This window comes from Pseudohalioglobus sediminis (assembly GCF_008370495.1).
Classification (GTDB): Bacteria; Pseudomonadota; Gammaproteobacteria; order Pseudomonadales; family Halieaceae; genus Halioglobus.
In genome coordinates, this window is sequence record NZ_VTUX01000007.1 from 379,244 (window position 1) to 391,034 (window position 11,791).

The following is an 11,791-nucleotide window of genomic DNA, read 5'->3' on the forward strand; positions in this document are numbered from 1 at the left end:
CCGGGCCTGAATGGCAGGCTGGGGCAAGGGGGGGGATTATTTTACACAGATGGCAGGTGGGCGACAAACACCACTTTAGGCGCCTCTATGCCGTCTGGAGGGCATCTTCCAGCAATGTCGTGAGTTCCGCTTCCGAGGCATCGGCCACGATGGCCGCTTCGCCAATGTCGCGCAGCAGAATCAGTCGCAGCGTACCATCGAGAACCTTCTTGTCACGCCCCATCAAATCCAGGAACTGGTCCGCTGTCATGTCTGCTGGCGGCGCCACCGGGAGCTGGACGGTTTGCAATAGCTGGCGAAAATCAGCGACTTCTTCCCTGGCAATCCAGCCCCGGCGCGCGGACATTTCCATTGCCAGCAACATCCCCGTGGCCACCGCCTCTCCGTGCAGCCAACTGCCATACCCCTGCGCGGTTTCTATGGCGTGGCCGAAGGTGTGGCCCAGGTTGAGGATGGCGCGCAGCCCCCCCTCGCGCTCATCCGCAGCCACCACCTCGGCCTTGCAGGCGCAACTCCGTTCGATTGCTTCGGCCAGGGCGGCCTCCTCACGTGCCAGCAGTTTCGGCATGTGCGCCTGCAACCAGCGATAAAACGGTGCATCACAGATCAGGCCGTACTTGATGACCTCGGCCAGCCCGGCAGCAAACTCCCGTGCCGGCAGTGACTGCAAGGTATTGATATCAATGAACACCGCGCGGGGCTGGTGAAATGCCCCGATCATGTTCTTGCCCTGGGGGTGATTGACCGCCGTCTTGCCACCGACCGAGGAATCAACCTGCGAGAGCAAAGTGGTCGGCACCTGGACATAGTTCACGCCACGCTGGTAACAGGCCGCGGCGAACCCGGTGATATCTCCCACCACCCCGCCGCCAAGGGCCAGCAGGGTGGTCGAGCGGTTATGGCGATCGCTCATGACCCGATCGAGAATTTCATTCAGCGTGGCCATGGTCTTGTACTGCTCGCCATCCGCCAGTATCACCTCGGTGACCAGTTCCCTGGGACCCAGCGCGGCGCGCAGGCGATCCAGGTACAAAGGGGCAATGGTCTCGTTGCTGACGATGACCAGTTGTGAGCCCGGCAGGTGCTGGCACAGCAACTCGCTATCGGTGAGCAGGTCGCGGCCAATGTAAATGGGGTAGCTGCGCTCGCCTAATTCCACGTGCAGGGTGTGCATGAGCAACGACACGGCAGGATCCTCGATAATATGGGGCCGCTATGATACTGCGCGGGAGGGGCGCTGTCTTTACGTGGTGAGTTCGCGAACCAGGCGCTGTGCAACCGTGCGCGGGCTGCAGCCGTCGGTTTCGATAATGTGGTCGGCGATTTCCCGATACAACGGATCGCGCACCTCCATCAACTGGCGCAGGGTCTGCTCGGGATCGCCATGCTGCAAGAGCGGCCGCTTACGATCGCGACGGGTTCGCTTGACCTGCTCTTCCACGCTGGCGTAGAGGTATATCACATAGCCCCGGGAGCCCAGTGCGCGACGGTTCTCCGCACGCAAAACCACGCCGCCACCGGTTGCCAGCACCGTGTTGTCCCAGAGGGTCATTTCCTCAACCACCTGCTGCTCCCGGTCGCGGAAACCCTCCTCGCCCTCGACGTCGAATATCCAGGGGATATCCGCACCCGTACGCAGCTCGATTTCACTGTCCGTGTCGGCAAACTGCAGCTTCAGGTGATCAGCGAGATACTTGCCAATGGTGGTCTTGCCGGCCCCCATGGGGCCGACAAGGAAGACGCGTTGCAGAGCTGGCATCAGTCGAGCAGAGTGTCCGCCAGGATACGAGGAGTGATAAAGATCAGGGTTTCTGTCTTGGTATTGTTGCGTGTCTCCGAGCGGAAGAACGCGCCAACATAGGGGATGTCGCCAAAGAACGGCACCTTGTTGACGGTCTCGATATCTTCCGTCTTGAAGACGCCGCCGAGGACCACGGTTTCACCGTTGCCCACCAGCACCTGGGTTTGCAGCTCCGTGGTATCAATGGAGGGGATAAAGCCACCACGACCACTGGGAACAAGCTCACCTACCGAATCCTGCTTGATATTCAGGTCCAGCATCACCCGGTCATCCGGAGTGATATTGGGTGTCACATCCAGTTCCAGTACCGCTTCCTTAAACGAGGTAGAGGTCGCGCCTGAAGCAGATGCTTCCTGGTAGGGAATCTCGGTACCGGACTTGATAGTGGCCTGTTGCTTGTCGCCGGTAATCACTTTTGGCTGGGACACCACCTCACCTTCACCGGCGGCCTCCAGGGCGGACAGCTCGGCAGTGAGGAACAGGTCGTCACTGGTAAAGCCCAGGGCAAAGCCGCTGGTGCTGGCTACACCGAGATCTACCAGCAGCGCACCGGGGTAGCTGACCGAGGGCGTTTCACCGTTTATTACCGAGTTGTTAAGCCCTACCACGTTGTTCGTGTCGCCTGAGGCGGACAGGATATTACCGTTTACGTCATCAATATAGCCGCCGCCCCACTCGATGCCGAGGTTGTGGGTCAGGTCAGACTGGGCGATCACGATACGTGACTCGATCATGACCTGGCGCACCGGGATATCAACACGCTCGATCAGTTCGCGAACCTCCGCCAACTTGGCAGCGGTGTCGGTGATCACCAGGGAGTTGGTGCGCTGGTCCACGACCACGGAACCGCGATCGGAAATCAGCCGGCCACCTTCTTCGGATCCCGCCTTGAACAGTTTCACTACCTGTGCGGCACTGGCGTAACGTATGCGTACGAACTCAGAACGCAGCGGGGCGAGTTCGGCAATCTGCTTGTTGGCTTCGATTTCCTGGCGCTCACGCTCGGCAATTTCTGCTGCCGGCGCCACCATGAGGACGTTGCCGATCTGGCGCTTGTCCAGGCCCTTGGTCTTGAGCACCAGTTCCAGCGCCTGGTCCCATGGCACATTCTGCAGTCTCAGTGTGATACGGCCCCTGACGGTGTCGCTGGCAACGAGGTTGAGCTCGGTGAAATCAGCAATCAGCTGCAGTACTGCCCTGACCTCGATATCCTGGAAGTTGAGTGAAATGCGATCACCGACGTAAGTAAACTCGTTGCGGCGCTCCTCTACTTCCCTGGCGCTCAGCGGCTTCACGCTGAGGATGTAACGGTTATCTGTCTGGTATGCCAGGTAGTCGAAATCACCGGTGGTCTTGAGGGTCAGCGTGGCACCGCGCTCGGTGGTGTTCACGTCAACACGGTCAACCGGGGTGGCGAAGTCGGTCACATCGTAGCGACGCATGAGGCGCTCGGGGACAGTCGTATCAAGGAACTGCACCTTGATATCGCCGGCCTCGCTGAACACATTGACATCCACCGCGGGATTGCTCAGTTCGAGTGTCAGGCGACCCTCGCCCTCTCCTGTGCGCTGGAACTGGAGATCGCTGATCTCGGATGCCACCTCGGCGACGGGCTCTATCTGGGTGCGCAAACGATTGGGATCCGTGGTCGCCTTGGCGTAATCGCCACCATCCTGGCCGACCACCAGGAACAGGCTGTTGCCATCTACACGGGTTTCGTAGGGCACCAGCTTGACCAGGTTGACCACCATGCGCGTACGATCGCCCGATTCCAGCACCACTACGCCGGTGGCGTTGCCGTAAGACAGTGGAAAGCGCTTACGATCCAGGCCGCTGGTCGTGCCGGGGAAATCCACGGCGATGCGCGCCGGTTTTTCAATGGTGTATGCCTTGAGTTCAGGGGGGGCCTCATTGAAATCAACGCGCACCTCGAACTTACTCCCGGGACGCGAGCTGAATTCAATATCCGTGATCGTTGGTGCGGCCTGCGCTGCAAACGCCAGCAAGCCCAACACCAGCCCGGTTACAGGGCGAATCCATTTCCCTATATTTACTGTTCCTTTCCCCACGGCCTTTGTCCCCAGATGTTGTTTTTTAAATGTCATGGCTATCACCCATGGCCTCGGCTTATATGCCGGATAATTTGATTGTGCGCGGACGTTCTACCCAGCCGTCCTCGCTGCCGTCGCTGACGATTTCAACCACTGCTACATAGGTTTCCGTCGTTTCGACGATCTTCCCGTGATGGCGGCCAAGGTAGTTACCCGCAGTGACGCGGTGCACCCCACCCTGGGGATCACGGATCAGCACCCAGTCGGTCCCGTCCCGTTCCAGCGTTCCCACCATGCGCAGGGAATCGAACGTGAACTGCTCAAGAAATTCCTTGGCCCGGTTTTCGTCCGGCTTGATCGCACTAACCGCCTGCAACTGCGCAATCTGGCGCACCTCGATGGGTCGCTCGAACGGGCTGCGCAGGGTCGTCGCACTGTAGCCGAAAGCCTCGTAGGCCTTGAATGTCGGTATGGGCGGAATGATGCCACCCGGTCGCGCAAGCTTCTCCTCCATAAACGCGTCCAGGTCACTGAAATCCTTGCCACCACAGGCCGTTAGCGCCAGTGAAGTCGCCAGGGCAAACACGATACGGCTACTAGACTTCATGCTCATACCTCGTCATCCCGATAGCGATAGGTTTTCGCGGTAATACGCATTTGCAGGTTGTTAGCGTCTCCTTTCGGCGCCGATATCTTGAAATCATGAAGGGTCACGATCCGCGGCAACGCCGCCATCCCGCTGATAAATGCGCCGAGGTCGTGGTAGGAGCCCGTGGCAACAATAGCGATAGGCAGCTCCACATAGAACTCGCGGGCACGTTCCGGCAACAAGTCGATAGAGCCGATGTTCAGCCCGTTCAGAAGACCCTTATTGGTGATGTCTTCAAGCAATCCGGGCACCTCGGTGTCGCTGGGCAGCTGGCTGACCAGGGCGCCGAAGGACTCTTCCATGTCGCGCATCTGCTGTCGATAAGCCTCGAGGTTAGCGGCCTGGAAGGCTTTCTTCTCAAATTCCTTCTTCAGTTTTTCCTCGGACTTGCGTTCGCTTTCGAGGCGTACCTGTAGGTCTTCGATATGGTAGTAGTAGCCGAATGCGAGTGTCCCTACCAGGATAACGACCCAGATAAGGAGCTTGATCGGGAAGGGCCAGGAGCCAACGTTCTCGAAATCGAGATCGTTGATATCAAACTCCCTCAGGGAGCGCATGGTGTCTTCAAAAGCCATCGATCACTTGCCTCCCTGCTGTTCTTCGACTTTGGGCAACTCAACCTTCACCGTCAGGTTGAAGGTGGTGGCCTGGTCACCATACTTGGTGGCGGCCTTAACCTTGTCCAGGTTTGGAGAGGCCAGCCAATCTGACCCGTCCAGCCGTCGCATCAGGCTGGAGACACGGTTATTGGACTCGGCGATCCCGTCGATCTTGATTTTGCCCTTGCTTGAAGCAAGGCTGGTATAGAACACGCCGTCCGGGATGGTACGCACCAACTGGTCCATGATGCGCACGATAATGGGGCGGTTGCCCTGCAGTTCCTGAATCACGCGCATGCGCTCTATGAGCTGTTGCCGGCGTTTCTGCAGGTTACGAATCTCTGCGACCTTCTTGTCCAGCTCCTTGATGTTCTGGGTCAGGTAATTGTTACGCGCCTTCTGGTGATCAATCTGTCCATTGACCACCCGGTCGCCCAACAACACCAGGCCGGCACCAAGAAACGCCACCAGGGCCAATGTCACCAGGAACTCTTTCTTGAGTTCCTGCCGACGCTCTTCTCTCCACGGTAGTAAATTGATCTGCGCCATCAGTCAAGACTCCGTAGGGCCAGGCCACAGGCGATCATCAATGCCGGGGCGTCACTGGAAAGGGCCACAGCATTGACTCTGGATGAAATCGACATGTTGGCGAAAGGATTCGCCACCATGGCGGGTGTACCCAGCTTTTCCTGAACCAGTTCAGGCAGGCCTTCCATGGAAGCGACGCCACCAGCAAGAATAATGCAATCGACATCGTTGTATTGACTGGAAGAGAAAAAGAACTGCAACGAGCGCGCGACCTGTTGCACCACCGCGTCCTTGAAAGGCTCCAGCACCTCGGGCTCGTAATCATCGGGCAGCCCACCCTGCTTCTTCGCCAGCCCGGCCTCTTCAAGAGGCAAGCCATAACGCCGCATGATCTCATCGGTCAGCTGCTTGCCACCGAACAGCTGTTCACGTGTATAAATGGTCTGGCCATTGTTGAGTACGCTGAGCGTGGTCATGGTGGCGCCGATATCCACTACGGCAACCGTTGCATCCTGCTCAAGATCGAGCTGATGGCTCAGCATCGAGTAGGCGCGCTCCATGGCATAGGCTTCTACGTCCATGATCTTGGCTATCAGGTCTGCGCCCTCGATTGCCTCGACCCGGGCATCGATGGTCTCGCGTCGGCAGGCGGCCAGCAGCACTTCGACCTGTCCGGGCGCTTCCGGCGACTCACCCTGCACCTCGAAGTCGATCGCCACCTCCTCCAATGGATAGGGGATGTACTGGTCGGCCTCGAGCGTCAACTGGGTTTCCAGGTCGTCGTCATTGAGGCCACTGGGCATATCGATCATCTTGGTGATGACCGATGAACCGGCGACCGCAGCAGCTGCGTTCTTCAGTTTGGTTCTGGATTGAGCCACCGCGCTGCGGATAGCGTTCGCCACGCCATCCACGTCGTTGACGTTCTTCTCTATGACCGCGTCCTGCGGCAGCGAACTGACCGCGTAACTCTCTACGCGGTAGCGATCCCCAGAGTAGCTCAGCTCCAACAACTTCACTGTCGTCGAACTGATATCAATCCCCAGAACCGGTGTCGCCTTTCTTTTCCCTATTAGACCAAGCAACTTTTTTCCCTATCAGTATCACGAACTTAGGATATTTTTATACACCGATACATTAATTAGAAGGTATATCACAGTCGGAAATATATCCAAACTTAAAAAAGGCATATAATTACCACTCACATGCCCGCCCCTTTTGCCTACAGTAATACAAGCACCTGTTTTGTAAAGACATTAAATGAGCTTTCTACACTTTCTTATTCGTTCGGCCATTCTTGGCCTGTTTGGCGGCATCTGGCTGGCAGCAGGTGTGTACCTTTACCTGAGCCCAAACCTCCCGGACGTGGAAACACTCCGTGACGTCAGGCTTCAAACACCGATGCGGGTTTACACCCGAGAGGGTGACCTGATTGGGCAGTTCGGCGAACAAAAGCGCAGCCCGCTGACTTTTACAGAGATTCCGACGCAGTTCGTCAACGCACTGCTTGCCGCCGAGGACGACAGCTTCTTCAGCCACCGCGGTATCGATCTCAAAGGCCTTGCCAGGGCAGTATCAGAACTGCTGCTCACTGGCGAAAAAGGTTCCGGCGGCAGCACCCTGACCATGCAGGTTGCACGCAACTATTTCCTGTCGCTTGAAAGAACCTTCATGCGCAAGTTCAACGAGATCCTGCTGGCCATAGAGATAGAGCGCGCCCTCAGCAAGGAAGAGATTTTTGAGCTGTACTTTAATCGCGTGTTTCTTGGCCATCGTGCCTACGGCTTTGAGGCGGCATCCCGTGTTTATTACGGCAAGGGCATCGACGAGCTGACCCTGGCCCAGCATGCCATGCTCGCCGGCATTCCCAAGGCACCATCGCGCAATAACCCGGTAAGCGGCCCCGAACGCGGCAAGGAACGCAGAAACTGGATTCTCGGCCGCATGCTCGAGCTGAGGTACATCTCGCGCGAGGGTTACGCCGCCGCCACGGAAGCGCCCGTGACCGCAACGCTGCACGGCGCGCAGATTGCCTTTTCTGCACATTACGCCGCGGAAATGGCGCGACAAGAGATGCTGGACCGCTACGGCATGGCCGCTTATAACGACGGCTTCCACGTGTTTACCACCATCAGCAGACCGCTGCAGCAGGTGGCCCGGCAATCGGTCATTTCAGGGTTGCAGACCTATGATAGTCGCCACGGCTACCGCGGGCCGGAACAGCGCTGGCCGCTGCCACAGGACCTGCAGCAGGAAGCGGATAAATACTGGCTGCAAAAGCTACAGACCATTCCGGTGATTGCCGACCAGGCGCCAGCTGTCGTCACCGAGATACTGGAAGACCGCGTCGTCGTGCTGCTGGCATCCGGCCTGCGTGACGAGCTGCTCTGGGAAAACGGCATAGCCGACGCCAGGCCCTATATCACCGAAAACCGGCGCGCGCGCCCGCCCGAGACTCCGGCAGACCTGTTCCAGCAAGGCGACCTGATCCGGCTGGTGCGGACGGAAGAGGACAGCTGGCACCTGGCGCAGGTACCTGCAGTCCAGGCCGCCCTGGTCTCCCTGCGACCCGACGATGGCGCCATCATCAGCATCGTGGGCGGCATGGGCTTCGAGCTCAGCAAATTCAATCGCGCTATCCAGGCCCAGCGCCAGCCAGGGTCCAACTTCAAGCCTTTCCTCTATGCCGCGGCACTGGAGGAGGGCTTCACCGCAGCCTCGATCATCAACGACGCGCCGGTGGTGATGGCCGATAGCTCACTGGAAGACATCTGGCGACCTGAAAACGATGGCGGCGTGTTTTACGGGCCGACAAGACTACGCTGGGCGCTGACGAAGTCGCGCAACCTCGTTTCCATTCGCCTGCTCCAGCAGCTGGGAGTACGCAAGTTCCTTGCAGCAATTGAACGCTACGGTTTCGACACCTCCGATATTTCACCCGACCTCTCGCTGGCGCTGGGCACGAATTCAATGACACCGCTGGAGGTCGCCACCGGGTACGCCATGATCGCCAACGGTGGTTACAAAGTGGAGCCTTACCTGATCGAGCGGATCGAGAATGTGGCCGGGGAGGTGATCTACCAGGCGATGCCGGACACCGTATGCCGCGATTGCGATACGCAGCAGCAGGAACCCACTGAAGCGGAAGAGCTGAGCATGGAAGAAATCCTGGCCAGGCAGGAGACTGAGGCGGAAACACTCCCTGCCGCGCCAAGGGTCATGGAAGAACGCGTCAATTTTATACTCAACAGCATCCTTGGAGATGTGATCACTCGCGGCACCGGGCGCCGCGCACTGGTCCTGGAGCGGTCCGACATCGGCGGCAAGACAGGTACCACCAACGGGCCTATGGACGCTTGGTTCTCGGGTTACAACCAAGACGTTGTCACCACGACCTGGGTAGGCTTTGACAACTATACGCCCCTGGGACGGCGCGAGTTCGGCGGCACCGCGGCGCTGCCCATATGGATCGACTACATGCGCGAGGCGCTGGCCGACAGCGAAGACCGGAAACGCCCGATACCACCGGGGCTGGTAAACGTACGTATCGATCCGGAAACGGGTGCCCTGGCCGGGTCACGCCAGCGCGACGCCATTTTCGAGTACTTCCGGCAGGAATACGTACCCAGGGAAAACCCGCAGGGCGAGCCCGGCCAGGGCGGCCAACAGGGCACCGAGGATCTGCTAAAGGATATCTTCTGACGCCTGCCCGGGCAGGGCGTGCCCGGGATCAGACCACGGGAGCGTAATCTTCTGGCAGCGCTATGCCTGCTACACCGCTGGCGATCGCCGCCCGCGCAACCGCAGGGGCCAGGCGCGTGAGCAATCTGCTGTCCATCGGTTTGGGAATGATATAGTCAGGACCGAACTCCAGGGACGAAAGGCCGCATACATCCAGCACTTCAGCCGTGACCGGCTCCTTGGCCAGGTCGCACAGGGCGCGCACGGCGGCCACTTTCATCGCCTCGTTGATACAGCTGGCACGCACGTCCAGCGCCCCGCGGAAGATGAACGGGAAACCGAGCACGTTATTGACCTGGTTGGGGTAGTCCGACCGGCCGGTGGCGATAATGAGGTCGTCGCGAGTCGCCAGCGCCAGTTCGGGCTTGATCTCCGGGTCCGGGTTGGAGCAGGCGAAAACCACGGGCTTCTCGGCCATCGAATTAAGCATGTCGGTGCTCAGCAGGTTGGCCCCTGACAGCCCGATAAAGACATCCGCGCCGGCAATGGCATCGGACAGGCTGCGCTTGTCCGTATGATTGGCGAATTCCTGTTTGTAGGCGTTGACACCTTCACGGCCATTGTAGATGACACCGCGGCGATCCAGCATGTAGATGTTTTCCCGTCGCGCCCCCATGCTTACCAGCAGGCGCATACAGGCAATGGCGGCAGCGCCAGCCCCCAGGCAGGTGATCACCGCCTCTTGCAGGCGCTTGCCCTGGATCTCGAGGGCGTTGAGCAGTCCCGCCGCAGTCACTATCGCGGTACCGTGCTGGTCGTCGTGGAAAATTGGAATATCACACAGTTCGACCAGGGCGGACTCGATTTCAAAGCATTCAGGTGCCTTGATGTCTTCAAGATTGATACCGCCGAAGGTACCGGCAATGCGCTGCACGGTCTCTATGAATTCCTGCGCGTCCTCGGTAGCGACTTCGATATCAATGGAATTAATGCCGGCAAAGCGCTTGAACAACAGGGCCTTGCCCTCCATCACCGGCTTGCTGGCGAGGGGACCAAGATTGCCCAGGCCCAGTACCGCAGTGCCGTTGCTAATCACGGCAACCAGGTTGCCTTTGCCGGTGTAGAGATAGGCCGCATCTTTCTCGGCGGCAATAGCCCGGCAGGGCTCGGCCACGCCGGGGCTGTAGGCAAGTGCGAGATCCTGCGGAGTCTCAGCGGACGTGGTCAGTTCCACACTGATCTTACCGGGCACGGGCTCGGCGTGATATGCGAGTGCATCCTGCGTAAGATCGTTAGACATGGTTTAGCCCCGATAAAAAAAGGTTCCAGAGCATATAGAAAAGCCCCGGGCGTAACAAGGTAACTAATTAACCGGCTTCGTCGCCGGCCTGCAACATGGCCGGATGCCCGAGATTCATCATCCACCAACCCCCTCGCATGGGGATCAACCAACCGCGGACTTCCACCTCGCGGCCATCCAGTGCTCGCAACTCATCGCGTGAAAACTGCGAACGTACCGGGCCATCGATTTGCACACCCAATTTGCCCCCGAGCTGCACCCACCAGCCATTCTGCTTGAACGACACTCGCGTGACGCGATCGCGCACGCGCAAGAAGCCGCCCTCGTCGGCGCGCAATTCACTGACCCGGCGCGCAGTAAAGCGCGGTTCGCCCCATACCCCGATTCTGCTGGCGCGTGACGCGGCTTCCAAACCCTGCAGGCAGCCTGCATAGCGATCGTTGGGGGCGACGGCGATGTGGAATCCCAGGCCGCTGGCGATCAGGTGTCCAGACAGGCTGGCACCACTCTCGTCGAATGCGTAGGCGAGACGTCGACCGTGCCGGTCACGCGCCTCCTCGCCATCCTGCAGCCAGACCCTGCCCGACGGCAGCATGTCCGCCAGGGCCTGTTGCGCCGATCGCGCCAGGGGTTCGTCGGCCTTGCCGTCGCGGGCCATCTCCGGCGTGTTGATGCCGATCAGGCGCACGCTGTCCCCACCGACGAGACGCAGGGTGTCGCCATCGATCACGCGCTCGACCCGCCGCTGCTCCAGTTCAGTGGTATCAGCCAGACAGGACTGGCCCGCGCCTGGCGATAAGATGGGCTCTCCGGGCGAGCAGGACGCTGCCCCCAGGCACAAAAAAAGCGCCAGCCCTCTCGGGCACAGGCGCTTTGATGTCACTGCGGCGAAGCGCAGCACGCTGGTTCTCAGCGCTTGGTGCCGCGGCTACCGAAACGCTTCTTGAAGCGGTCTACACGGCCGCCAGAATCAACGATCTTCTGCTTACCAGTGAAAAAAGGATGACACTGTGAACAGACGTCAATGTGGAGGTCCTGGCACAACGTGGACCGGGTCTCGATCTTGTTGCCGCAGCTGCAGGTTGCAGTGACCGCCTCGTACTTGGGATGAATTTCTGCTTGCATGGTTTTGCTCCTTACATTGATGCCGCCACCCGATCCCTTGCCGGGCACCGCATCTCG

11 protein-coding genes are annotated in these 11,791 nt (G+C 59.2%); 1 reads left to right on the top strand and 10 read right to left on the bottom strand.

Annotated elements, in window-relative coordinates:
• Positions 1-85: 85 nt before the first annotated feature.
• The 7 genes from aroB to F0M18_RS15450 all read right to left on the bottom strand — a co-directional run bounded on the left by aroB (position 86) and on the right by F0M18_RS15450 (position 6,713).
• Entirely contained in the window at positions 86-1,174 is a 1,089-nt protein-coding gene (aroB, locus tag F0M18_RS15420; protein ID WP_149612406.1) for a 3-dehydroquinate synthase, read from the bottom strand.
• A gap of 69 nt (positions 1,175-1,243) precedes the next feature.
• Complete coding sequence (gene aroK / locus F0M18_RS20130) at positions 1,244-1,759, bottom strand: shikimate kinase AroK (protein WP_149612345.1); 516 nt, start codon at positions 1,757-1,759, stop codon at positions 1,244-1,246.
• Positions 1,759-3,906, bottom strand: a complete 2,148-nt coding sequence (gene pilQ, locus F0M18_RS15430) for a type IV pilus secretin PilQ (protein ID WP_149612346.1) — start codon at positions 3,904-3,906, stop codon at positions 1,759-1,761. The genes aroK and pilQ overlap by 1 nt, the downstream gene beginning before the upstream one ends.
• 22 nt (positions 3,907-3,928) lie before the next feature.
• Positions 3,929-4,459: a pilus assembly protein PilP gene (locus tag F0M18_RS15435; protein ID WP_149612407.1), complete on the bottom strand. Its 531-nt coding sequence runs from the start codon at positions 4,457-4,459 to the stop codon at positions 3,929-3,931.
• A gap of 2 nt (positions 4,460-4,461) precedes the next feature.
• The gene (gene pilO / locus F0M18_RS15440) at positions 4,462-5,076 is read right to left on the bottom strand and encodes a type IV pilus inner membrane component PilO (RefSeq protein WP_149612347.1); all 615 of its coding nucleotides are present in this window, start codon (positions 5,074-5,076) and stop codon (positions 4,462-4,464) included.
• 3 nt (positions 5,077-5,079) lie between these two features.
• Positions 5,080-5,649 carry a PilN domain-containing protein gene (locus F0M18_RS15445; RefSeq protein WP_149612348.1) on the bottom strand — a complete coding sequence of 190 codons (570 nt, stop codon included), beginning with the start codon at positions 5,647-5,649 and terminating at the stop codon, positions 5,080-5,082.
• Positions 5,649-6,713 (bottom strand): pilus assembly protein PilM, encoded by a 1,065-nt coding sequence (locus F0M18_RS15450; RefSeq protein ID WP_149612349.1) that lies wholly within the window; start codon positions 6,711-6,713, stop codon positions 5,649-5,651. Before F0M18_RS15450 ends, F0M18_RS15445 begins: the two co-directional genes overlap by 1 nt.
• 175 nt (positions 6,714-6,888) lie before the next feature.
• Between F0M18_RS15450 and F0M18_RS15455 the strand changes: the two genes are divergently transcribed.
• On the top strand, positions 6,889-9,330 hold the full coding sequence (locus F0M18_RS15455) for a penicillin-binding protein 1A (RefSeq protein ID WP_149612350.1): 2,442 nt from the start codon (positions 6,889-6,891) through the stop codon (positions 9,328-9,330).
• A gap of 28 nt (positions 9,331-9,358) precedes the next feature.
• On the opposite strand, the gene F0M18_RS15460 is transcribed toward F0M18_RS15455, so the two are convergent.
• From F0M18_RS15460 to rpmE, 3 genes are all read right to left on the bottom strand, one after another.
• The gene (locus F0M18_RS15460) at positions 9,359-10,609 is read right to left on the bottom strand and encodes a malic enzyme-like NAD(P)-binding protein (protein WP_149612351.1); all 1,251 of its coding nucleotides are present in this window, start codon (positions 10,607-10,609) and stop codon (positions 9,359-9,361) included.
• 67 nt (positions 10,610-10,676) lie between these two features.
• Entirely contained in the window at positions 10,677-11,510 is an 834-nt protein-coding gene (locus F0M18_RS15465) for a thermonuclease family protein (protein WP_149612352.1), read from the bottom strand.
• A gap of 8 nt (positions 11,511-11,518) precedes the next feature.
• On the bottom strand, positions 11,519-11,734 hold the full coding sequence (rpmE, locus tag F0M18_RS15470; protein WP_149612353.1) for a 50S ribosomal protein L31: 216 nt from the start codon (positions 11,732-11,734) through the stop codon (positions 11,519-11,521).
• Positions 11,735-11,791: the final 57 nt, after the last annotated feature.